General features: G+C 73.2%; 14 protein-coding genes. 13 read left to right on the forward strand and 1 reads right to left on the reverse strand.

Annotated elements, in window-relative coordinates; genetic code table 11:
• The first annotated feature begins 60 nt into the window (after positions 1-60).
• Genes ACFCV8_RS05575 through ACFCV8_RS05590 form a run of 4 tightly spaced genes read left to right on the forward strand, consistent with a single transcriptional unit; the run spans position 61 to position 14071 of the window.
• Positions 61-5124: an amino acid adenylation domain-containing protein gene (locus ACFCV8_RS05575; protein WP_376683947.1), complete on the forward strand. Its 5064-nt coding sequence runs from the start codon at positions 61-63 to the stop codon at positions 5122-5124.
• Positions 5121-11687 carry an amino acid adenylation domain-containing protein gene (locus tag ACFCV8_RS05580; RefSeq protein ID WP_376683948.1) on the forward strand — a complete coding sequence of 2189 codons (6567 nt, stop codon included), beginning with the start codon at positions 5121-5123 and terminating at the stop codon, positions 11685-11687. The genes ACFCV8_RS05575 and ACFCV8_RS05580 overlap by 4 nt, the downstream gene beginning before the upstream one ends.
• Positions 11688-11693: 6 nt before the next feature.
• A complete protein-coding gene (locus ACFCV8_RS05585; RefSeq protein WP_376683949.1) occupies positions 11694-12665 on the forward strand; it encodes an ornithine carbamoyltransferase in 972 nt (323 codons plus the stop codon).
• Entirely contained in the window at positions 12662-14071 is a 1410-nt protein-coding gene (locus tag ACFCV8_RS05590) for an MFS transporter (protein WP_376683950.1), read from the forward strand. The genes ACFCV8_RS05585 and ACFCV8_RS05590 overlap by 4 nt, the downstream gene beginning before the upstream one ends.
• Positions 14072-14153: 82 nt before the next feature.
• Here ACFCV8_RS05590 and ACFCV8_RS05595 read toward each other — a convergent pair whose 3' ends face one another.
• Positions 14154-15059 (reverse strand): hypothetical protein, encoded by a 906-nt coding sequence (locus ACFCV8_RS05595; protein ID WP_376683951.1) that lies wholly within the window; start codon positions 15057-15059, stop codon positions 14154-14156.
• A 372-nt stretch (positions 15060-15431) separates the two neighbouring features.
• Between ACFCV8_RS05595 and ACFCV8_RS05600 the strand changes: the two genes are divergently transcribed.
• The 9 genes from ACFCV8_RS05600 to ACFCV8_RS05640 all read left to right on the forward strand — a co-directional run bounded on the left by ACFCV8_RS05600 (position 15432) and on the right by ACFCV8_RS05640 (position 24296).
• Positions 15432-16223 (forward strand): Tat pathway signal sequence domain protein, encoded by a 792-nt coding sequence (locus tag ACFCV8_RS05600; protein WP_376683952.1) that lies wholly within the window; start codon positions 15432-15434, stop codon positions 16221-16223.
• Positions 16224-16326: 103 nt separating this feature from the next.
• Complete coding sequence (locus ACFCV8_RS05605) at positions 16327-17514, forward strand: inositol-3-phosphate synthase (RefSeq protein WP_376683953.1); 1188 nt, start codon at positions 16327-16329, stop codon at positions 17512-17514.
• Positions 17511-18452: an SCO3242 family prenyltransferase gene (locus tag ACFCV8_RS05610; RefSeq protein WP_376683954.1), complete on the forward strand. Its 942-nt coding sequence runs from the start codon at positions 17511-17513 to the stop codon at positions 18450-18452. The genes ACFCV8_RS05605 and ACFCV8_RS05610 overlap by 4 nt, the downstream gene beginning before the upstream one ends.
• Positions 18449-19330, forward strand: a complete 882-nt coding sequence (locus tag ACFCV8_RS05615) for a sugar phosphate isomerase/epimerase family protein (RefSeq protein ID WP_376683955.1) — start codon at positions 18449-18451, stop codon at positions 19328-19330. The genes ACFCV8_RS05610 and ACFCV8_RS05615 overlap by 4 nt, the downstream gene beginning before the upstream one ends.
• A complete protein-coding gene (locus ACFCV8_RS05620; protein ID WP_376683956.1) occupies positions 19327-19992 on the forward strand; it encodes an EboA domain-containing protein in 666 nt (221 codons plus the stop codon). Before ACFCV8_RS05615 ends, ACFCV8_RS05620 begins: the two co-directional genes overlap by 4 nt.
• A 54-nt stretch (positions 19993-20046) precedes the next feature.
• Positions 20047-20904 (forward strand): TatD family hydrolase, encoded by an 858-nt coding sequence (locus tag ACFCV8_RS05625; RefSeq protein WP_376683957.1) that lies wholly within the window; start codon positions 20047-20049, stop codon positions 20902-20904.
• A gap of 12 nt (positions 20905-20916) precedes the next feature.
• The gene (gene eboE, locus ACFCV8_RS05630) at positions 20917-22098 is read left to right on the forward strand and encodes a metabolite traffic protein EboE (protein WP_376683958.1); all 1182 of its coding nucleotides are present in this window, start codon (positions 20917-20919) and stop codon (positions 22096-22098) included.
• The gene (locus tag ACFCV8_RS05635) at positions 22095-23471 is read left to right on the forward strand and encodes an alkaline phosphatase family protein (protein ID WP_376683959.1); all 1377 of its coding nucleotides are present in this window, start codon (positions 22095-22097) and stop codon (positions 23469-23471) included. Before eboE ends, ACFCV8_RS05635 begins: the two co-directional genes overlap by 4 nt.
• A gap of 36 nt (positions 23472-23507) precedes the next feature.
• Complete coding sequence (locus ACFCV8_RS05640; RefSeq protein ID WP_376683960.1) at positions 23508-24296, forward strand: 4'-phosphopantetheinyl transferase family protein; 789 nt, start codon at positions 23508-23510, stop codon at positions 24294-24296.
• Positions 24297-24376 lie beyond the last annotated feature (80 nt).

Consider the following 24376-nt stretch of genomic DNA (forward strand, 5'->3'; position numbering starts at 1 on the left):
CGGATCCGAGGCCCGGCCCGCGCCCCCACCGCGCCGCCCGATCCCGATGAAGGAGAGATCGTGAACGACCCCACACTGTCGGGACCGCACACCGGCGCGACCGCCCGGCCCGCGACCCCGCCCCTGCTGCCCCAGCTGTTCGCCGCCCAGGCCGCCCGCACCCCCGACGCCCCCGCCGTCATCGGCACCCGCACCCACACCTACGCCGAACTCGCCGCCCGCGCCGAACACTTCGCCACCCACCTCCACCAGGCCGGCCTGCGCCCCGGCGACCTCACCGGCGTATGCCTGCCCCGCGGATTCGACCTGGTCGCCGCCCTCCTGGGCATCTGGCTCGCCGGCGGCACCTACGTCCCCCTGGACCCCCACCACCCCGCCGCCCGCATCGCCCTCGTCCTGGACGACACCCAGGCCCCCCTCACCCTCGCCGACCGCACCACCGCCGCCAAACTCCCCGCCACCACCCGCACCCTCATCACCGACACCCTCACCGACAAGGCCCCGGCCGCACCCCGCCCCGCCCCCGACGGCGCCCGCCCCGCCTACATCCTGCACACCTCCGGCTCCACCGGCCGCCCCAAGGGCGTCGTCGTCCCGCACGCCGGCATCGCCAACCGGGTCCGCTGGCTCGCCCACCGCCACCGCCTGGGCCCCGCCGACCGGTTCCTCCTCAAGACCACCATCGGCTTCGACGCCGCCGGACTCGAACTCTTCTCCCCCCTCATCAGCGGCGCCGCCCTCGTCCTGGCCCCCGACGGAGCCGAACACGACCCCGCCGCCCTCCTGAAAGCCGTCGCCGACCACGGCGTCACCGTCCTGCAGGGCGTCCCCTCCGTCTACCGCCGCCTGGTCGAAGAACCCGGCTGGGCCCACGCCACCACCCTGCGCCTGGTCTTCAGCGCCGGCGAACCCCTCCACGCCGACCTGTGCCACCGCATCCTCCAGGGCGCACCCCACGCCCGGATCTGGAACACCTACGGCCCCACCGAAGCCTCCGTCGACATCACCGAACACCCCTGGAACCCCGAACAGGACACCGGCGCCGTCCCCATCGGACGCCCCATCGGCAACATGCGCGTCCTCGTCCTCGACCCGGCCGGACACCCCGTCCCCGTCGGCGTCCCCGGCGAACTCCACACCGGCGGCCCCCAACTGGCCCTCGGCTACCTCCACCGCCCCGACCTGACCGCCGAACGCTTCGTCCCCGACCCCCACACCCCCGGCCACCGCCTCTACCGCACCGGCGACCAGGTCCGCTGGCGCCCCGACGGCACCCTCGAATACCTCGGCCGACTCGACCAGCAGACCAAGGTCAACGGCGTACGCATCGAACCCGGCGAGGTGGAAGCCGCCCTCACCGCCCACCCCCGCCTGCGCAACGCCGCCGTCGCCGCCGTCCCCGACCCCCGCACCACCGGACAGCGCCTCGCCGCCTGGATCCAGCCCCGCACCACCCCCGCACCCCGCCCCGACGAACTGCGCGCCTTCCTGCGCCGCACCCTGCCCGACGTCCTCGTCCCCACCCTCTACACCACCGTCACCACCTGGCCCCTCACCGCCAGCGGAAAAACCGACCGCACCGCCCTGCCCGACCCCGCCGACACCACCACCCCCGACACCCGCATCCCCCCGCGCACCACCACCGAACACACCGTCGCCGAAGCCTGGGCCCACCTCACCGGCACCCCCGCCGAACAGATCGGCGCCACCTCCGACTTCTTCCAGCTCGGCGGCTCCTCCCTGATGCTCACCCGCCTGTGCGAACTCCTCGCCACCCGCACCGGCACCCGCATCCCGCTGCGCGACCTGTTCACCGCGACCACCGTCGAAACACAGGCCCGCCTCCTCACCCGCCCGGACACCGGCACCGACCCCGCTGCCGAAACGATCCTGCCCGCCCCCCGCACCCCCCGGGGCCTGCCCCTGTCACCCGGCCAGCAGAGCATGTGGCTCCTGCACCAGCTGCGCCCCGACAGCAGCGAGTGGAACGCCCCCGTCTTCCTCACCCTGCCCGCCCACTACAGCGACACCACCCTCGAAACCGCCCTGAACGCACTGGCCGACCGGCACGAGATCCTGCGCACCCGCTACCTCCCCGGCCCCGACGGACCCGTCCAGGTAGCCGACGCCCCCCGCACCCGCCCCCCGCACCTGCGCACCGCGACCGCCACCACCCCGGCCGAACTCAACACCCTGGTCCAAGAAGAGTTCGCCCGCCCCTTCGACCTGGAGAACGGACCCGTCTGGCGAGCCCTGACCGTACGCCACGACACCACCCTCCACGTCATCCTCTCCCTGCACCACATCGCCTGCGACGGCTGGTCCTCCGTCGTCCTGGAACGCGACCTCACCGCCCTCGCACAGGCCGCCCACACCCGCACCCGGGCCAGCCTGCCCGCCCTGCCCCTCCAGTACGCCGACCACGCCGTCCACCGCCGCGCCCTGCTCACCGACACCTTCGTCGCCCGCGAACTCGACCACTGGAAAACGGTCCTGGACGGCATCACCCCGCTCGACCTGCCCGCCGACCGGCCCCGCCCCCCGGTCCGCGACGCCGACGGAGCCGTCCACCTCTTCACCGTCCCCGCCGACCTCACCGAACGCGTCACCGAACTCGGCCGCAGCTGCGGAGCCACCCTCCAGCAGACCCTGCTCACCGCGTTCGCCGCCCTCGTCGCCCGCCTCACCGGACGCTGGGACATCCCCGTCGGCATCCCCGTCGCGGGACGCGGCAACCCCGCCACCGCCGACATCGTCGGCTTCTTCCTCAACACCCTCGTCCTGCGCTGCACCGCGGACGCCGCCACCACCTTCCACGACGCCGTCCACCACGTCCGCGACACCGCCCGCCAGGCCTTCGCCCACCAGGACCTGCCCTTCGACACCCTCGTCACCCACCTCGACCACCACCGCGACACCGCCCGCACCCCCCTCTACCAGGTCATGTTCGACCTCCACGAGGAAGGCCGCACCGGCACCGCCACCTCCGCCAAGGACCTCGACGCCTTCAAGGGCGCCTGGCAGGCCGCCCGCACCGACCTCACCCTCGTCGTGCAGCGCCAGGACGACGGCTCCCTGCTCGGCATGGCCGAGTACGCCACCGCCCTGTTCGACCCCGCCACCATCCAGCGGTTCACCGACTGCTGGACACGCCTCCTGGAATCCGTCACCGACAACCCCTGGACCCCCCTGGGCACCGCCGACCTCCTGCCCGCCGCCCTGCGCACCGAAATCCTCACCCACGGCCACGGCACCCAGGACCCGGGCACCCCCGCCCCGCCCGCACCCGGCGACACCGTGCTCACCGCCGTCACCGACACCGCCCGCCGCCACCCCCAGGACACCGCCGTCGTCTGCGGCCAGGACACCTGGACCTACGACCGGCTGAACCGGCGCGCCCACCACCTCGCCCACCGCCTGCACACCCTCGGCGCCCGCCCGGAAACCACCGTCGCCGTCCTCACCGACCGCACCCCCGACCTCATCGCCGCGATCCTGGGCACCTGGCACGCCGGAGCCGCCTACGTCCCCCTGGACCCCGCCGCCCCCGACGACCGCATCGCCCACATCCTGGCCGACTCCCAGGCCCGCGTCCTGGTCACCGACACCACCCACCGCGCCCGCCTGGCCCGCATCCACCACGGCCCCCTCCTCACCCTCGACACCGACACCGACACCGGCCCCGGCACCGGCACCTGGGCCGGGGGACCGCTGCCCGGACCCGACCCCGACCGCCTCGCCTACCTCATGTACACCTCCGGCTCCACCGGCCGCCCCAAGGGCGTCGCCGTCGAGCACCGCACCCTGCTGGCGACCCTGCGCGCCTTCCAGGCCCACCTCGACTTCGGACAGGGCCCCGACGACGCCTACCTCGCCCTGGCCCAGCCCACCTTCGACATCTCCTGGACCGAACTGGTCATGCCCTTGACCGCCGGCGGCCGCGTCGTCCTGGCCCAGGAACACGAACTGCGCGACCACCGCGCCCAGATCGCCCTGATCGACCGGCACCACGTCAGCCACCTCCAGGCCGCCCCCGCCCACTGGCAGATGCTCATCGACGCCGGATTCGACCGCCGCCCCCTCGTCGGCAAGACCGGCGGCGAGAACTGCCCGCCCGCCCTCGCCCGCGACCTCTCCCGACGGCTGCGCCGCTTCATCAACGAATACGGCCTCACCGAGACCACCATCGCCGCCACCCGCTGGGACACCCACGACACCGCGACCACCACCCCCATCGGACGCCCCTACCCCCACTGCACCGCCCGCGTCCTGGACGAACACCTCAACCCCGTCCCCTACGGAGTCACCGGCGAACTGTGCATCGGCGGCGACGCCCTCGCCCGCGGCTACGCCGGCCGCCCCGACCTGACCGCCGCCGCCTTCCTCCCCGACCCCCACGGACAGCCCGGCACCCGCCTCTACCGCAGCGGCGACATGGCCCGCATGCTGCCCGACGGCACCCTGGAATTCGCCGGCCGCGCCGACGGCCAGGCCAAGATCCGCGGCAGACGCGTGGAGACCGGCGAGGTCCAGAGCGTCCTGGCCGAACACCCCGCCGTCACCCAGGCCCACATCACCGTCCACGGCACCGGACCCGACGCCGCCCTCATCGCCTACTGGGTCCCCGCCCCCCACACCCCCGCACCCGGCGACAGCGAACTCCTCGACCACTGCGCCCGCACCCTGCCCGACTACATGGTCCCCGCACTCCTGGTCCCCCTCACCACCCTGCCCCTCACCCGGCACGGCAAGGTCGACACCCGGGCCCTGCCCGCACCCGACCTCACCGCCGCACTCGCCGACGAGCCCTACACCGCACCCGAAGGCCCCGTCGAAGAGATCATCACCCGGATCTGGACCGAAGTCCTCCACGGCCCCGACGCCCCGCCCGGCCGCATCGGCACCCGCCAGGGCTTCTTCCGCTCCGGCGGCAACTCCGTACGCGCCGCACAGGTCATCGCCCGCATCCAGGAGGAGTTCGACCTCGAACTGCCCCTGCGCGCCGTCTTCGAACACCCCACCGTCACCACACTCGCCAAGGCGGTCGAAGACGCCGTCACCGCCGAGATCGAAACCCTCACCGAAACCGAACTCGCCCTCGCCCACCAGGAGTACCAGCCGTGACCGCACCCACCGCACCGACGCGGACCACGCAGCAGGACCTGCGCGCCGAACTCCTGCGACGCCGCCTGGCCGGGCGCACCGCACAGGGCACCCGCCCGACCGCACCCCCCACCGCCATACCCCGCACCGACCGCACCCGCCCCCTGCCCCTGTCCGCCGGCCAGCGCCAACTCTGGTTCCTCCACCAGCTCGACCCCGACAGCCCCGAATACCTCCTGCCGATGGCCTACCGCCTCCACGGCCCCCTGGACACCACCACCCTGCGCACCGCGTTCGACCAGCTCACCGCCCGCCACGAGATCCTGCGCACCCGCTACGTCCTGGACACCGCCGAACCCCGCCAGGCCATCGACCCCCCGGGCCCCACCGACCTCACCGTCACCGACCGCCCCGGCCTGGACGCCGCCGCCCGAAACACCGCCGCCATCGCCTTCACCGAGGAACACGCCACCCACCCCCTCGACCTGGCCGGCGAACACCCCCTGCGGGTACGGCTGCTGCGCTTCGCCCCCGACGACCACGTCCTGCTCGTCGTCCTGCACCACATCGCCTGCGACGCCCTGACCCGCCCCCTGCTCCTGACCGACCTCACCGCCCTCTACCGCGGCGAGGAACTGCCCGAACTGCCCGTCCAGTACGCCGACTACACCGCCTGGGCCGCCACCCGCCAGAGCGGCCCCGAAGCCGACCGCCGCCTGGCACGCTGGCGCGAACAGCTCACCGGCGTCGAACCCCTCGCCCTGCCCACCGACCGGCCCCGCCCCGCCGTACGCACCTGGAACGGCGCCACCCACGGCTTCGACATCCCCGCCGCCACCGCCACCGCCCTGCGCGACCTCGCCCGCCGCAGCGACGCCACCCTCTTCATGGTCCTGCTCACCGCCTACCAGAACCTCCTCGGCCGCTACACCGGCACACGCGACATCTCCGTCGGCACCGCCGTCTCCGGCCGCACCCGCCCCGAACTGCGCCGGATGGCCGGATACGCGTACAACACCCTGGTCCTGCGCGCACGCTGGGCCGGCGACCCCGCCTTCCGCGACGTCCTGGCCGCCAACCGCACCACCGTCCTGGACGCCTTCGACTGCCAGGACACCCCGTTCGACAAGATCGCCGACGAACTCGAACCCGAACGCGACCTGTCCACCACCCCCCTCTTCCAGGTCATGTTCGACCTCGTCTCCGGCGACGAGAACAACGGCCCCGACCTGCCCGGCATCACCGCCCGGCCCGTCCCCGCCACCGGCGCCATCGCCCGCTTCGACCTCACCCTCCACCTCACCGAACGCGCCGACGGCACCCTGCACGGCAGCCTCGAATACGCCACCGCCCTCTTCGACGCCCCCACCGCCGCCAGGATCGCCGGACACTACACCCGCCTCCTGGACCAGATCGCCGCCACCCCCGACGCCCCGCTGTCCGCACTCGACCCGATCGGCCCCGCCGAACGCGCCCTGCTCCTGGACGGCCCCGCCACCCCCGTCGGCACCGACCACCCCCTGGACGCCACCACCCTGCGCCCCGTCCTGGAAACCATCCTGGAACAGGCCGCCGCCACCCCCGACGCCACCGCCCTCACCCATGGCACCACCACCTACACCTACCGCCGCCTCGCCGAGGAATCCGAACAGCACGCCCGCCGCCTCGCCTCCCTCGGCATCGGCCCCGAGGACACCGTCGCCGTCCTCCTGGACCGCTCACCCCACCTGATCACCGCCCTCCTGGGCATCTGGCGCGCGGGCGCCGCCTACGTCCCCATCGACCCCGGCTACCCCGACGAGCGCATCACCCACATGCTCTCGGCCACCCGCACCCGCACCGTCCTCACCCAGACCCGCTACAAGAACCGCTTCGACGCCCCCACCGTCCTGGTCACCGACGACCCAGCCGAGCAGACCGCCCGCACCCACGCCACCGCCGCCCTGCCCACCACCCACGACCTCGACACCCTCGCCTACGTCATCTACACCTCCGGCTCCACCGGCCACCCCAAGGGCGTCCTGATCACCCACCGCGGCCTGGCCAACTACCTCGGCTGGACCGCCCAGGCCTACACCGGCGAAAGCCCCGGGGGAGCACCCCTCTTCTCCTCCATCGCCTTCGACCTCGGCGTCCCCGACCTGTACACCCCCCTGATGACCGGCCGCCACGTCGACCTGCTCCCACAGGACTTCGACACCGCCGACCTCGGCACCCTGCTCACCGCCAAAGCCCCGTACTCCTTCATCAAACTCACCCCCGGCCACCTCGACCTGCTCCAGCAGCAGCTGACCGACGACCAGATCAAGAACCTCGCCGGACTCGTCATCGCCGCGGGCGACTCCTTCACCACCCGCCTCGCCGAACGCTGGACCACCTCCGCCGGCCCCGACGGCACCCGCCTGGCCGCCGAGTACGGCCCCACCGAGATCACCGTCGGCAACTCCGCCTACTTCCTCGACGGCCCCCCGGCCACCGAACTCGTCCCCATCGGCCGCGCCGTCCCCCACACCACCATGTACGTCCTGGACACCGACCTGCGCCCGCTGCCCGTCGGCGTACCCGGCGAGGTATGGATCGGCGGCATCGGACTGGCCCGCGGCTACGCCGGCCGCCCCGACCTGACCGCCGAACGCTTCGTCCCCGACCCCTACGGCCCGCCCGGCACCCGCCTCTACCGCACCGGCGACATCGCCCGCGTCCTGCCCGACGGCAACCTCGACTTCGTCGCCCGCGCCGACCACCAGGTCAAACTCCGCGGCTACCGCATCGAACCCGGCGAGATCGAAGCCGCCCTCACCGCCTCCGAGGCCGTCGCCGAAGCCGTCGTCCTGGTCCGCGAGGACTCACCCGGCACCAAGGAACTCGTCGCCTACACCGTCCCCGCCCCCGGCGCCGACCCCGCCGACCTCACCCCGGCCGCCCTGCGCGCCCTCGTCGCCGAGACCCTCCCCGCCTACATGGTGCCCGCCGCCTGCCTCACCCTCACCGCCCTGCCACTGACCGCCAACGGCAAACTCGACCGCACCGCCCTGCCCGCACCCGGCCGCGACGCCACCGCCGTCGGCGCCTACACCGCCCCCCGCACCACCACCGAACACACCCTGGCCACCGTCTGGGCCACCGTCCTGGGCCGCGACACCGTCGGCATCCACGACAACTTCTTCGAGCTCGGCGGCGACTCCATCCGCGCCGTCACCCTCGTCGGCGCCCTGCGCGAAGCAGGCTGGGAGACCAGCGTCCGCGACATCTTCGCCCACCGCACCGTCGCCCGCCTCGCCACCGCCCTCACCACCGAAACCGACACCACCACCACGACCGGCACCGGCAGCGGGGGAGGGGACACGGTCGCCCGCTTCGCCCTCATCGGCCCCCAGGACCGCACCGCCCTGCCCGCCGACATCACCGACGCCTACCCCCTCTCCCTCACCCAGGCCGGAATGCTCGTCGAGATGTACGGACAGAGCACCGAGAACCGCTACCACAACATCACCTCCTTCCGGATCCGCGACGAACTGCCCTTCGACCCCGAAGCGTTCCAGCAGGCCGCCGACCTCATCGTCGAACGCCACGAAGTCATGCGGACCTCCTTCGCCCTGGACGGCTACACCCGCCCCCTCCAGCTCGTCCACACCACCGCCACCATGGACTGCCTCTTCGAGGACCTGCGCCACCTGCCGCCCGCCGACCGCGAACAGGCCCTGTGGCAATTCGCCGACCGCGACCGCGAAAACCTCTTCGACCTCACCCGCGCCCCCCTCATGCGCATGGCCGTCCACCTCCTGGACGACGAGAGCTGGTGGCTGTCCATCACCGAATGCCACCCCGTCATCGAAGGCTGGAGCTACCACTCCCAGCTCATGGAAATGCTCCGCGCCTACCGCGCCCTGCGCACCGGCACCACCCCCGACCCCGCCCCGCCGCTGCCCGCCGTCCGCTACGCCGACTTCGTCGCCGCCGAACTGGCCTCCCTCGACGACCCCGCCGACCGCGCCCACTGGCAGCACATCGTCGACGACTACGAACGCTTCACCGTCCCCGCCGGCTGGCACGGCGACGACGGCCCCGACGAGCGCTACCGCATCGACATCCCCCTCACCGGCATCGAACCCGGCCTGCGCGCCCTGGCCACCACCGCCGAAGTCCCCTACAAGAGCGTCCTGCACGCCGCACACAACAAGGTCCTCTCCCTGCTCACCCACGCCGAACGCTTCCGCGGCGGCATGGTCGCCGACGCCCGCCCCGAACAGGCCGGCGCCGAACGCGTCTCCGGCATGTACCTCAACTCCGTCCCCTTCCCCTACGAACGCACCGCCACCACCTGGGGCGAACTCGCCCAGCAGGTCTTCACCCACGAGATCCAGCTGTGGCCCCACCGCCGCTACCCCATGCCCGCCATGCGACGCCCCGGCGGCGAGACCCACCTCATCGACGTCCTCTTCCACTACCTCGACTTCCACCAGGTCGACACCGAACTCATCGACATCATGGCCAGCCGCGACGACAGCCCCAACGAATTCCGCCTCGTCGTCGGCACCCCCGTACGCGGCCACCTCTCCATCGCCTCCCGCACCCGCACCCTCTCCCGCCCCCGCGCCAAACGCCTCGCCGCCCTCTACACCGCCGTCCTCACCGACATGGCCCGCACCGGCGCCGACGGCAACGCCCAGGGCGCCTACCCCGACCCCCGCGAACGCGCCGCCCTGACCGCACCCCCCCTCCCGCACTCCGACACCCCCACCGACGTCCTCACCGCCTTCGAGACCCAGGCCGCCGCCACCCCCCACGCCACCGCCCTCACCCACGACACCGCCACCCTCACCTACGCCCAGCTCGACGCCCGCGCCGAAACCGTCGCCCACCACCTGCGCACCCTGGGCGCCGGACCCGAGACCCGCGTCGCCGTCCTCCTGGACCGCGGCTTCGACCTGGTCGCCGCACTCCTCGGCGTCTGGAAGACCGGCGCCGCACAAGTACCCGTCGACCCCTGCACCCCCGACACCCGGATCGCGGACATCCACTGCGCACTCGCCGTCACCGAACACCGCCACGCCGCCCGCCTCGGCACCACCCCCCACCTGATCACCGAAGACCTCACCCCCGCACCCCCCACCACCCGGCCCACCACCCCCCACGACCCCGACCGGCTCGCCTACGTCCTGCACACCTCCGGCTCCACCGGCACCCCCAAAGCCGTCGAGACCACCCACCGCGCCCTGGCCCACTACCTGCACTGGGCCGTCGAACAGTACGCAACAGCCGGCACCGGCGGCGCCCCCTGGTTCACCTCCCCGGGCTTCGACCTCTGCGTCCCCGCCCTGTACGCACCCCTGATGACCGGCCAGACCGTGCGCCTGCTCCCGCAAACCCACCGCCCCGAGGACCTCGGCACCGAACTCCTCAAGGGCGCCCCCTACTCCTTCGTCCCCCTCACCCCCGGCCACCTCGCCCTCCTGGAAGCCCAGCTCACCGACGCCCAGCTCTCCGGCCTCGCCGCCCTCGCCATCTGCGCCGGCGACGCCTACCCCACCGCCCAGGCCGACCGCGTCACCGCACGCATCCGCCCCGGCGGCATGGCCCTGGCCGCCGAGTACGGCCCCACCGAGACCACCGTCGCCGCCACCGCCCTGCGCGTCATGCCCCACCACCGCCGCACCACCCCCGCACCCGCCCCCACCGGCATCCGCGCAGGACTCCAGCACGCCGACACCCTCCACACCCCCGAACACCCCCGCCACCCCCGCACCCACATCGCCCTCGGCTCCCCGATCCCCGGCACCCTCCTGCGCCTCCTGGACAGCCGGCTGCGCCCCGTCCCCGACGGCATCACCGGCGAGATCTACCTCGGCGGCGACGGACTCGCCCGCGGCTACACCCACCGCCCCGACCTCACCGCCACCGCCTTCCTCCCCGACCCCTACGGCCTTCCCGGCACCCGCCTCTACCGCACCGGCGACCTCGCCCGCCGCCTGCCCGGCGGCGCCCTGGAATTCCTCGGCCGCACCGACGACCAGGTCAAGATCCGCGGACACCGCGTCGAACCCGGCGAGGCCGAAGCCGCCCTGAGCGCCGACCCCACCGTCCACGAAGCCCTCGTCACGGCCGTCGACGCCGCCGACGGCGGCAAACGCCTGGCCGCCTGGGTCGTCCCCGCCCACGGACACACCGTCCACGTCCCCACCCTGCGCGAACGGCTCCGCAACCTCCTGCCCGCCGCCGTCATCCCCGCCACCGTCACCGCCCTGCCCGCACTCCCGCTCTCACCCAACGGAAAACGCGACCGCTTCGCCCTCGTCGCCCGCGCCGCCACCGCCACCGACGCCCCCTACGAACCACCCGCCCCCGGCACCGAACAGCGCCTCGCCGCCGTCTGGGCCGAAGTCCTGGGACTCCAACAGGTCGGCGCCAACGACGACTTCAGAGACCTGGGCGGCGACTCCCTCCTCGTCCCGCCCCTGCTCCTCGCCGCCCGCCGGGCCGGACTGCCCCTCGACCTGGCCACCGCCCTGCGCCACCACACGGTGCGCACCCTCGCCGCCGCCCTCGACGCGCACCCCGCCCACGACCCGGCCCAGGAAGGCTGACCCGCCATGCGCCATCTCATCTCCCTCACCGACCTCACCGACAGCGAACTGCGGCGGATCGCGCACCGCGGAGCCGAGCTCTCCGCCAGACCCACCCCCCGCCCCACCCCCCTGGACGGCCAGATCGTCGGCGTCTACTTCGCCAAGACCTCCACCCGCACCCGCACCGCCTTCTCCTCCGGAGCACTGCGCCTGGGCGGCTCCCTCATCGCCTACGGACCCGGCGACCTCCAGCTCAACACCGGCGAGAGCACCGAGGACACCGGCCGCGTCCTGTCCGGCATGCTCGACGTCCTGGTCGCCCGCACCGCCGGACCCGAAGCCGAACTGCGCGGCTGGGCCCGCCAGAACACCATGTCCGTCATCAACGCCATGACCGCCGAGGAACACCCCACCCAGGCCCTCACCGACCTCACCACCCTGCTGCGCCACTTCGGCCGCATCGACGGCCTGCGCATCCTGTACGCGGGGGAGGGCAACAACACCGCCGCCGCCCTCGCCCTCGCCCTCACCCGCTTCCCCGGCGTCCGCTTCGACGTCCGCACCCCGCCCGGCTACGGACTCGCCGCACCCATCGCCCACCGCGCCCGCGCCCAGGCCGCCCGCACCGGAGCCGTCCTGGCCGAACGCCACGACATGAACGACCTGGACGGCCACTACGACGTCATCTACACCACCCGCTGGCAGACCACCGGCACCAGCAAGCCCGACCCCCGCTGGCGCGACACCTTCGCCCCCTTCCAGGTCACCACCGCCCTGTGGGAGACCAGCCCGAACGCCGTGTTCATGCACGACCTGCCCGCCCACCGCGGCGAGGAGGTCACCGCCGAGGTCCTGGACGGACCCCACAGCATCGCCTTCGCCCAGGCCACCAACAAGATGCACAGCGCCATGGCCGCCCTGGAATTCGTCCGCACCACCCCCGCACCCGCCACCCCGCCCGCACGCCAGGACCGCACCCCGGTGGCCGCACGATGAGACCCGCCACCGACCCCGACACCCCGTCCGTCACCGACCCGGCGGCACTGCCCTGGCACCTGGCCGGACAACAACACCACACCACCGAAAACGCCGGCACCACCACCGACACCACCGAAAACTCCGGCACCGCCACCGAAAACGCCGGCATCACCGCCGGTGCCGGCAAGAACACCGCCGGCACCCGGCCGCCCGTACCGCTGCGCCGCAACCGCGACTACCGCCTCCTGTGGGGCGGCGCCGGACTCTCCCTGCTCGCCGGACGCGCCACCGCCGTCGCCTACCCCCTCGCCGTCCTGTGGGCGACCCGCTCACCCGGCGACGCCGGACTCGTGGCCACCGCACTGCTGCTCCCGCAGCTCCTGGTGCAGCTGCCCGCGGGCGCCCTCGTCGACCGCTGGGACCGGCGCCGCATCCTGCTGGCCTCCGGACTCGGCCAGGCGGCCGTGACCGGGGCGGTCGCGGCGCTCCTGCTGAGCGGCCACGCATGGCTGTGGGCGCTGCTGGCCGCCGCGTTCGCCGAAGGCACCCTCGGCGTGATGTTCCAGCTGGCCGAACGGGCCGCGGTGCCCGCCGTGGTCCCGCCCGAGCAGATCGGCGCCGCCATGACCGGCAACGAGGCCCGCACCCGCGGCGCCGCGATAGCGGGCCAGCCACTGGGCAGCGCACTGGTCACCCTCGCCGCCACCCTCCCCTTCCTCGCCGCCGCCCTCGGCCAACTGGCCGCAGTCGCCTGCCTGTTCAACGTACGGGGCAAGCTCCAGCAGGAACGCGCCGACACCCCCCGCACCGCCCTGGCCACCGAGGTCCGCGCCGGCCTGCGGTGGATGTGGCACCAGCACTTCCTGCGGGCCGTCATGGCCGCCGTCGCCGTCTCCAACATCCTCTTCCAGGGCCTCAACCTGGCCGTCATGTCCGGCATCCAGACCTCCGGCGGCACCGAGTTCCAGGCCGGAGCCGTCCTCTCGCTCAGCGGAGCGGGCGGCCTGGCCGGAGCACTGAGCGGCGGCCGGTGGACCGAACGCCTCTCCATGCGCACCCTGGTGATCGGCGGACTGACCGCATGGACCGCGCTCATGGTCCCCGTCGCCGTGCTCCGCGACCCCTACGCACTGGGCGCCCTCTTCGCCCTGAGCGGCTACGTCGGCGGCGTGTTCAACGTCGCCGGAGGCGTCTACCTGGTACGCATCGCCCCCGACCACATGCGGGGCCGGGCCAACTCCCTGGCCATGCTCGTCGGCGGCGGCGCCATGGCCGCCGGCCCCGTCGCCGCCGGCTTCGCCCTGGAGAGCCTCGGCGCGACCCGCACGATCCTCGCCCTCAGCCTCACCATGGCCGCCACCGCGCTCGCCGCCCTGATCTCCCCGGCCCTGCGCCGCGGCCCCTTCACCACGACGACCGGCTGACCGGGGGAGACGGGGAGACGGGGGAGGGGGCCGCCGCAGCCGCGACGGCCCCCTCCCTCGTCCGTGCTCCTCCCCGGCAGGATCACCACCCGGGAGAACCACGCCCCGCCCGCACCGCCGCCGTCACCAGCACCGCCACGACGCCCGCCACGACCGAACCGGCCAGACAGACACCCGCCGTCAGTGTGAGACGGTCCGGCTCCAGCAACGGCTGGCCCCGCTCCGCCTGCCACAGCAGCAGCGCGGTCAGCCCGGCATGACCCGCACCGCCGACCACGACCAGCGCCGTACGCGTACCCTCACCGCGCAGCAGCGCCACCCGCCGGGCCAGCAGCCCGAGCACGACCGCGGACAGCGGCAGCAGCTGCAGCGCGTGCAGCCCCACGAAATGGGATATGCGCAGATCACCGCCGTCGGCGGCCCAGTCGGTCAGCGGCAGACCCGCACCGCCGTCCAGCACCCCGACACTGTGCGCGCCGAGCGTCGCCGGATGCTCACCGGCATCCAGGCCCCGCTGCTGCGCGGCCGTCGGAGAGGTCATCAGATAGCCGATCGACATGCCCGCCAGGGACACGAACAGACCGATCGGAATGGACCAGGCCAGCGGCCGGTCCACCCTGCGCTGCCACAGCAGGAACACCCCCAGCAGCAGCGTCATGGCCCAGCCGGCGTACGCCGCGCCGCCCATCGCCTTGACCAGCACGTCGTTGAACACGGTCGACACATTGAAATGACTGCGCTGTCCGCGCACCGCCTGGAACGTGATGATCGATATCTCCGGGACGACGAACAGCGCCACCGTGACGGTACCGATCCCGCGCACCGTACGCCGCCAGCGCTCCGCCCGGCCGGTCATCCACGCCAGCGTGATCGTGTACAGCGCGAAGGACACCGCGAACTTCAGGGGTTTGAGCCACACCCCCTCGCCCAGCACGGTGCGGTCGTCGAAGAACAGCCCGCCCGCGGCGATCACCGCGAGCCCGGCCATGGCCACCGCGCACCAGGCGAGGGGGCCGTGTAATCGGGGGAGTCCCCCCGGGTCGTCCATGTCCTTGCCCTGGACCCGGGCGCTCGTGAGCGTAACCACGTACTTCTCCTTCACTGGTGGGGGCAGTGACCAACAGGCCGCGCGAACGGCCCGCAACCACGCCCGCGGACGCGGGCGCGGCGGATTTCCGGAAGAACGTAGTCCGCCGCTCTATCGTCCGGGCATCACCACGGCTTCACCCCCACCCCCACCCCCTGTGACCAGGCAATCCACAGTCCGGGGCGGTTATAGGACGCACATAGTCCGCTCCGCGAGAGTCGTTGCATCACTCCCACATCCCCCAACCCCCCTGCTGACGAAGGAGAACCACCGATGCCGCAGAACACCATGGACCGCCGGGGCGTCCTCAAGGCCGCCGCCGGCATCGCCGGGGCGGCGGCCGCGGCAACGGTGGCCGCCACCCTGCCGGCCGCCGCGCACACCCGGCCCCGCACCGCCTTCCCCGACGTCCCCGGCATGGTCGGCGACCGCCGCGCCAACGAGTTCTGGTACGAGTACGACGAGCGCTTCTACTTCAACCCCACCCCCGAGCTCGTCGAGGCCGTCGACACCATCACCCAGCCGTTCGGCGGCTTCACCAAGGTCGACATCGGCTGGGCCGCCACCCGCTCCGGCGGCCGCTACCCGCGCAGCTTCCTGGAGCTCGTCGCCCCCAGCCGCGACGCCTTCGTCCTGCTGTCCGACGCCCAGCGCGACGTCTACCGCGAGTTCTACGGCAACGACCCGCACGGACTGGTCCGCGCCTTCCAGGACTTCGGCCAGGGCGTCCTGTTCGACCCGCGCCGCTCCGAGGGCAACAAGGTCCACATGATGAACTTCACCCCGCCGGACTTCACCCACGCCTACCACCGCTGGCACCCCTTCCTGGCCGCCTTCCGGCTCCTGGACATCGACGTCAAGTGGTGGACACACATCAACCGCCTCGCCGGCACCGCCTGGGAACTCCAGGCCCTCGCCCAGCCCGCCATCGACGCGAACGACAACAAGCGCCTGCCCGGCCGCACCGTCCGGGCCGTCACCACGAAGTGGCTCCACCGCACCCCCGCCCAGCTCGACACGGCCTTCGACACCTTCCCCTACCCGGCCGACATGGGCACCCGCTGACCCCCGCCCCACCCCTGCGCCTCCGGGGGCCGGGTATGCCCCGCACCCCGCCCCCGGGACACCACGACCCACCACCCGTACCACTCAGGAGGCACAGCCCATCATGCGAGCCACGACCGGAACATCCCCCCGCATCGGCGTCTGGATGATCGGCGCACGAGGCTCGGTCGCCACCACCGCGACCGCCGGAGCCGCCGCGATCGTTGCCGGGCACGCCTCCTCGAACGGATGCGTCACGGACCTCCCCCCGTTCCGCGACGCATCACTCCCGGCCCTCGCCGACCTCGTGTTCGGCGGACACGACATCGTGCCCGTCACCCTCACGGCGAGGGCCGGGCAGCTCGCCGCCGCCGGCGTCCTGCCCCCCGCCCTCCCCGACACCGTGCGCACCGCCCTGGAAACCGCCGACCGGGAGATCCGCGACGGCGCACCCCGCCCCGGCGAGACCCAGGCCACCACCGCCGCCCGCTACGCCGCCGACATCGTCTCCTTCCGCGAACGCCACCACCTCGAACAGGTCGTCGTCGTCAACGTCTCCTCCACCGAACCGCTGCCCGACCCCGACCCCGCCTTCCTCGACCTCACCGCCCTCGACCAGGTCCTGGCCACCAGCACCGACCTGCTGCCCCCCAGCTCCCTGTACGCCTACGCCGCCTTCCGCGCGGGCTGCGCCTACGTCAACTTCACCCCGTCCACCGGCGCCTTCCTCCCCGCCCTGGAACAGCTCGCCCGCACCCGGGGCGTCCCGCACGCCGGACGCGACGGCAAGACCGGCGAAACCCTCGTCAAGAGCGCCCTGGCCCCCATGTTCACCCAGCGCGCCCTGCGCCTGCGCTCCTGGTCGGGCACCAACCTCCTCGGCGGCGGCGACGGCGCCACCCTCCAGGACCCCGCCGCCGCCCGCAGCAAGACCGAGTCCAAGCAGCGCAGCCTCGAAGAGACCGTCGGCCACCCCGTCCAGGGCCAGGTCCACATCGACAACGTCCCCGAGATGGGGGAGTGGAAGACCGCCTGGGACCACATCTCCTTCGAAGGCTTCCTCGGCGTACGCATGTCCATGCAGTTCACCTGGCAGGGCTGCGACTCCGCACTCGCCGCCCCCCTCGTCCTCGACCTCGTACGCCTGGCCGCCCACGGCCGCCGCCGCGGCGAATCCGGCGCCCTGCCCGCCCTCGGCTTCTTCTTCAAGGACCCGGCCGGATCCAGCGAACACAACCTCACCCTCCAGTACGAAACCCTCACCGCCTGGGCCTGCGCCCCCGTCCCGGCCACGGCAGGCACCCCGCGATGAACCCCACCCTGCGCACCTACGCCGAACTCGTCCGGGCCCCCGCCGCCCTCACCGTCCCCGGCGACGTCGTCGCCGGGGCACTGGCCACCCACCACACCCGCCCCGCCCGCACCACCGGCCTCGCCGCGTCCTCCGTCGCCCTGTACTGGGCGGGCATGGCCCTCAACGACTGGGCCGACCGCACCCAGGACGCCACCGAACGCCCAGAACGCCCCATCCCCTCGGGCCGCCTCACCCCCCGCGCCGCCCTCACCACCGCCCTCGGCCTCACCGCCGCGGGCCTCGGCCTCGCCGCCCTCGCCGGCGGCCGCCGCACCCTGATGCGCCGCACCCTGCCCCTGGCCGCCACCGTCTGGGCCTACGACCTCGGCCTCAAACACACCGCCCTCGGCCCGGCCGCCATGGCCGCCGCCCGCGCCCTGGACGTCCTGCACGGCACCGGCCCCGGCCGCACCCTGCCCGCCCTCCCCGCCGCCGCCACCGTCGCCGCCCACACCTACGCCGTCACCCGCCTCAGCCGCCACGAGGTCGACGGCGCCCCCACCACCGAACCCGCCCTCTCCCTGGCCACCACCACCGCGATCACCACCACCCGCCTGCTGTCCGCCGCCGGCGCCGCCCGCCTCACCCGGCCCGCCGCCACCTCCGCCGCCACCCTCCTCACCACCCGGCCCGCCGAACCCGCCGGGCCCGCCGCCACCCTGATCGCCGCCACCGCCCTCACCACCTACGCCACCACCTGCGCCCGCACCCAGACCGCCGCCCTGCGCAACCCCACCGCACCCCGCGTCCGCACCGCCGTCGGCACCGGCATCCACGCCCTGCTGCCCCTCCAGGCCACCCTCGTCGCCCGCACCCGCACCCCCCTGCTCGCCCTCCCGCTCATCGCCGCCCTGCCCCTGGCCGCCCGGCTCGCCCGGAAGAACTCCCCGACATGAACACCCACCCGGCCACCCCCGGCCCGCGCCTGGCCTACGGCACCAACGGCTTCGCCGACCACCGCCTGCCCGACGCCCTGCGCGTCCTGGCCGACCTCGGCTACCAGGGCGTCTCCCTCACCCTGGACCACCAGCACCTCGACCCCTACGCCCACGACCTGCCCCAAGCCATCACCACCACCCGCCGCGCCCTGGCCGACACCGGCCTCGCCGTCGTCATCGAAACCGGCGCCCGCTACCTCCTGGACCCCTGGCACAAACACCGCCCCACCCTGCTGTCCGCCGAACCCGAAGGCCGCGCCCTGCGCCTGGACCTGCTCCACCGCGCCATCGACATCGCCGCCGAACTCGAAGCCGAAGCCGTCCACTTCTGGAGCGGCACCCCCGACCCCGGCACCACCCCCGAACAGGCCTGGCAGCGCCTCGTCGACGGCTGCGCCGCCACCCTCGCCCACGCGGACACCACCCACACCGCCCTCGCCTTCGAACCCGAACCCGGCATGCTCGTCGCCGACCTCGCCGACTACCGCCGCCTCCACCACGACCTCGGCCGCCCCGACCGCTTCGGCCTCACCCTCGACATCGGCCACTGCCAGTGCCTCGAACCCCACCCCGTCGCCCGCTGCGTCGAACTGGCCGCCGACCGCCTCACCCACGTCCAGATCGAGGACATGCGCCGCGGCACCCACGAACACCTGCCCTTCGGCACCGGCGAAATCGACTTCCCGCCCGTCCTGCACGCCCTGCACAACACCGGATACCAGGGCCTGGTCTCCGTGGAACTGCCCCGCCACAGCCACGCCGCCACCGCCACCGCCCGCCACAGCATCGCGTTCCTGCGCGCCGCCGCCCTGCCGAAGGAGACCGAACCGGCATGACCGCACCGACGATCACCACGGCACCCACCGCCGTACACCACCCCCTCACCCTGCGCGCCCTCACCGAATCACTGGGCTCCGCCCTCGGCCAGGACCACCGCACCCGCCTCGCCCACGACCTCGCCGCCGTCACCGAACACGGCCCCACCGCCCTGGACACCCTCTTCCCCGCCGCAGGCCGCGTCTACGGCCGCAACCGCCTGCCCGGCTGGGCCGGCTGGAGCATCGAGGACGCCATCCGCACCCGCCTCCTCATCCAGCTCCACCCCCACCTCACCCCCACCCGCCTCACCGACGAGATCACCCACCGCTACCGGGGCGGAGACGCCGCCGAACGCCGCGGCATCCTGCACGCCCTGCCCTTCCTCCCCCTGGGCCCCCACGCCGTCCACCTCACCGACGACGCCCTGCGCACCAACGACAACCGCCTCATCGCCGCCGCCCTCGGCCCCTACGCACACGCCCACCTCGACCAGTACCGCTGGCGCCAGGCCGTCCTCAAATGCCTGTTCACCGGCATCCCCCTGGCCAAGGTCGCCGGACTCCACGAACGGCGCGACGCCGAACTCGCCCGGATGGCCACCGCATTCGCCACCGAACGCCGCGCCGCCGGACGCACCGTACCCGCCGACCTGTGGCTCGTCGCCACCCACACCGACTGACACCCACCGCACCTGCCCCACCGGGCAGGGCCACCACCCGACGGAGACCCGGCCATGCGCATATTCGACCCCCACATCCACATGACGTCCCGGACCACCGACGACTACCGGGCCATGTACGACGCGGGTGTCCGCGCCCTGGTGGAACCGGCGTTCTGGCTCGGCCAGCCCCGCACCCACCCGGCCAGCTTCGCCGACTACTTCGACTCCCTCCTGGGCTGGGAGCCCTACCGCGCCGCCCAGTTCGGCATCCGGCACCACTGCACCATCGGCCTCAACCCCAAGGAGGCCAACGACCCGCGCTGCACCCCCGTCCTGGACCTCCTGCCGCGCTACCTCGCCAAGGACTCCGTCGTAGCCGTCGGAGAGATCGGCTACGACACCATGACCGACGCCGAGGAACACGCCTTCGCCACCCAGCTCGCCCTCGCCGTCGAATTCGACCTGCCCGCCCTCGTCCACACCCCGCACCGCGACAAGGCCGGCGGCACCGCCCGCTCCCTGGCCGTCATCAAGGAATCCGGCATCGACCCCGGCTTCGTCGTCCTGGACCACCTCAACGAAGTCACCGTCACCGAAGTCGCCGACACCGGCTGCTGGATGGGCTTCTCCATCTACCCCGACACCAAGATGACCCCCCAGCGCATGGTCGCCATCCTCAAGAAGCACGGAACACAACGCATACTCGTCAACTCCGCCGCCGACTGGGGACACAGCGACCCCCTCCTCACCCGCACCACCGCCCTGGCCATGCTCGACGCCGGATTCGACGAGGACGACGTCGACCGCGTCATGTGGCGCAACCCGCTGATGTTCTACGGGCAGTCGGGCAGGCTTGACCTGGATGGTTACAACGATGTGCAGGCCGCGGGGCTGTACGCCGGAAACTCGATCGCCCGCGGCGGCAGCTGAGGTCGATACGCCATGCGCCTGCACCACCCCGACTCCACCACCGTCCACCTCGCCTACTGCACCAACGTGCACCCGGCCGAAACCCTCGACGGCATCACCGCCCAGCTCACCGACCACGCCGAACCCGTACGCCGCCACCTGGGCACCGACCTCGTCGGCCTCGGCCTCTGGCTCCCCGCCGACACCGCCCACCACCTCGCCGCCCACCCCGCCGACACCGACACCCTGCGCCGCGCCCTGACCGCCCGCGGCCTGGAGACCGTCACCCTCAACGGCTTCCCCTACCGCGGCTTCCACACCCCCGTCGTCAAACGAGGCGTCTACTTCCCCGACTGGTCCGAACCCGCCCGCCTCACCTACACCCTCAACCTCGCCAGGATCCTCGCCCGCCTGCTGCCCGACGACGCCGCCCGCGGCTCCGTCTCCACCCTGCCCCTGGCCTGGCGCACCTCCTGGACCGGCGTCCAGCGCTCCGCCGCCGCCCGCCACCTCGACGACCTGGCCACCGGACTCAAACAGATCGAGGCCGAGACCGGCCGCACCATCCGCGTCGGCCTGGAACCCGAACCCGGCTGCGTCGCCGAAACCACCGACCAGGCCATCCGCGCCCTCGCCGACACCGACCACGACCGCATCGGCCTGTGCCTGGACGCCTGCCACCTCGCCGTCCAGCACGAAGACCCCTACGACGCCGTCGCCGCCCTTACCGCCCACAACATCCCCATCGTCAAACTCCAGGCCTCCTCCGCCCTGGTCACCGACACCCCCGACGACCCCGCAACCCGCCAGGCCCTGCGCCCCTTCGCCGAACCCCGCTTCCTGCACCAGGTCCGCGAACAGCGACCCGACGGCACCCTCCACGGCAGCGACGACCTCGCCCCCGCCCTCGCCGGAGCCCTCCCCGCCCGCGCCCCCTGGCGCATCCACTACCACGTACCCCTGCACGACCAGCCCGCCCCGCCCCTGCACAACACCAGCGACATCCTCAGGGAAACCCTGCGCGCCACCCTCGGCGGACCCCACCCCCTCACCGACCACATCGAGGTCGAGACCTACACCTGGGACGTCCTGCCCCCCTCACTGCGCCCCACCCAGGCCACCGGCATCTCCACCGGCATCGCCGCCGAACTCGCCTGGACCCGGGACGAACTGACCCGCCTCGGCCTCACCCCGCCCGCAGGAGACACCCCATGACCCCCCGCCGGACCGCCGTCCTGTGCACCGTCGGCCTCACCCCACGCCTCCTGGACCAGATGCCGCACATCGCCGCCATCGGCCAGGAAGGCTTCACCGCCCGCCTCGACACCGTCTTCCCCGCCGTCACCGCCACCGTCCAGGCCACCCTCACCACCGGCCTGCACCCCGGCGACCACGGCGCCGTCGCCAACGGCTGGTACCACCGCGACCACGGCGAAATCATGATGTGGCGCCAGCACAACGCCCTCGTCCACGGCGAAAAAGTATGGCAGACCGCCCGCCGCAAGAACCCCGACCACACCACCGCCTACCTCTGCTGGTGGTGGGCCATGGGCGCCGACGTCGACACCATCCTCACCCCCCGCCCCGTCTACCACTACGACGGCCGCAAATCACCCGACTGCTACACCAGACCCGCCTCCCTGCGCGACGAACTCCACACCCGCCAGGGCACCTTCCCCCTCTTCCACTACTGGGGACCCACCGCCTCCCTCGCCTCCACCCGCTGGATCGCCGAAGCCGCCCGCCACGTCGCCGACACCCGCCGCCCCGACCTCTCCTTCATCTACCTGCCCCACCTCGACTACGACCTCCAGCGCTACGGCCCCGACAGCCCCCAGGCCGTCCGCGCCGCCCGCGAGGCCGACACCGCCGTCGCCCCCCTCCTCGCCGACCTCCGCGACCGCGGCACCACCGTCGTCGCCCTCAGCGAATACGGCATCAGCCCCGTCTCCCGCCCCATCGACATCAACCGCACCCTGCGCCGCGAAGGACTCCTGTCCGTATACACCCAGCAGGGCATGGAATACCTCGACCCCTGCACCTCCCGCGCCTTCGCCGTCGCCGACCACCAGGCCGCCCACATCTACATCAACGACCCCGCCGACATCCCCCGCGTCCGCGACATCCTCAAACACACCGACGGCATCGACGAGATCTGGGACCGCACCGAACAGGCCACCCACCGCATCGACCACCCCAACGCCGGCGAACTCGTCGCCGTCACCGAACCCGACGCCTGGTTCACCTACTACTACTGGCTCGACGACACCCGCGCCCCCGACTTCGCACGCGGCGTCGAGATCCACCGCAAACCCGGCTACGACCCCGCCGAACTTTTCTTCGACCCCGCCGACAAGGCGGTGAAGGCGAAGGCAGCACTCACCCTGCTGCGCAAGAAGGCCGGAATGCGCGCACCACTCACCGTGGTGCCGCTCGATGCGGCCCACGTCAAAGGCAGCCACGGACGGCTGCCCCAGGACCACCGGGTCGGACCACTGCTGCTGTGCTCCGACCCGGCACAGGAACGGGACCGCTACCACGCCACCGAGGTCAAGGAACTCCTCCTGCGCCTCAACGGACTGGCCTGAGACCGGCCGTATCGACAAGGACCGAGAGGAGGCCAGATGACACCTCGGCGGAACACCGCAACCAGCGAGGTGCGCATACCCGAACCGGCGCTCGAAGCGGTCGACCGGATCAGGGAAACGGGCGAAACCCACATATGGTGGTGGCCGCTCGGCACACGGACCGACCCGGCGGACTACGCCGTCCTCGACGACGTGGAACGCGGCCGCGCCCAGCGCTTCCACGCCGAAGCCGACGCAGCCGCGTTCACCGCCACCCGGGCCAACGCCCGCCGCGCCGTCGCCCGACTGCTCGGCATCGACCCCGCGCACGTCGCCTTCGGCCGCCGCGTCTGCCCCGGCTGCGGCGACCGGGAACACGGCCCGCCGGCCGTCTCCCACCCGCCCGTCCCACTCGCCGTCAGCCTGTCGCGCACCGCCGGAGCCGGAACACTCGCCCTCAGAGCCGGCACCTGGGTCGGCGTCGACGTGGAAGCCCTCAGACCCGTCGAACCCGCCACCCTGGCCGACGTCGTCCTCACCGCGACCGAAAGCGCCCACGTCCTCGGCCTGCCCCCCGGCCCGGCCCGGGACGCCGCCTTCCACCGCGCCTGGACCCGCAAGGAAGCCGTCGTCAAAGCCGTCGGCCTCGGACTCCTGGGCATGCCCCTCAACACCCTGGACGTCCACCCCGACCAGGACGGCCCCGTACGGGTCACCCACCGCTACCGGGAAGAGGAAACCCACTGGCAGGTCACCGACCTCACCCTCGGCGACCGGTGGGCCGCCTCCGTGGCCCGCCCGGACACCGGCCCCCACGGCCCCGTCCACCTCCACGCCCCGGCGTGACAGCCGGCCGAACGCCGCGGGAACCCCCCTTCCCGCGGCGTTCAGCCATGCCCGAAAACCACCCTTCACCCCGTCAAATA

It is taken from the genome of Streptomyces sp. NPDC056347 (assembly GCF_042262625.1).
In the GTDB taxonomy this organism is placed as follows: Bacteria; Actinomycetota; Actinomycetes; order Streptomycetales; family Streptomycetaceae; genus Streptomyces.

Bases quoted from the DNA above. Each gene is read 5' to 3' on its own strand.
- ACFCV8_RS05610 (WP_376683954.1), top strand. From the start codon at position 17,511: ATGAACCCCACCCTGCGCACCTACGCCGAACTCGTCCGGGCCCCCGCC.
- ACFCV8_RS05595 (WP_376683951.1), bottom strand. From the start codon at position 15,059: ATGGCCGGGCTCGCGGTGATCGCCGCGGGCGGGCTGTTCTTCGACGAC.
- ACFCV8_RS05620 (WP_376683956.1), top strand. From the start codon at position 19,327: ATGACCGCACCGACGATCACCACGGCACCCACCGCCGTACACCACCCC.
- ACFCV8_RS05615 (WP_376683955.1), top strand. From the start codon at position 18,449: ATGAACACCCACCCGGCCACCCCCGGCCCGCGCCTGGCCTACGGCACC.
- ACFCV8_RS05585 (WP_376683949.1), top strand. From the start codon at position 11,694: ATGCGCCATCTCATCTCCCTCACCGACCTCACCGACAGCGAACTGCGG.
- ACFCV8_RS05600 (WP_376683952.1), top strand. From the start codon at position 15,432: ATGCCGCAGAACACCATGGACCGCCGGGGCGTCCTCAAGGCCGCCGCC.
- ACFCV8_RS05590 (WP_376683950.1), top strand. From the start codon at position 12,662: ATGAGACCCGCCACCGACCCCGACACCCCGTCCGTCACCGACCCGGCG.
- eboE (WP_376683958.1), top strand. From the start codon at position 20,917: ATGCGCCTGCACCACCCCGACTCCACCACCGTCCACCTCGCCTACTGC.
- ACFCV8_RS05635 (WP_376683959.1), top strand. From the start codon at position 22,095: ATGACCCCCCGCCGGACCGCCGTCCTGTGCACCGTCGGCCTCACCCCA.
- ACFCV8_RS05625 (WP_376683957.1), top strand. From the start codon at position 20,047: ATGCGCATATTCGACCCCCACATCCACATGACGTCCCGGACCACCGAC.
- ACFCV8_RS05605 (WP_376683953.1), top strand. From the start codon at position 16,327: ATGCGAGCCACGACCGGAACATCCCCCCGCATCGGCGTCTGGATGATC.
- ACFCV8_RS05640 (WP_376683960.1), top strand. From the start codon at position 23,508: ATGACACCTCGGCGGAACACCGCAACCAGCGAGGTGCGCATACCCGAA.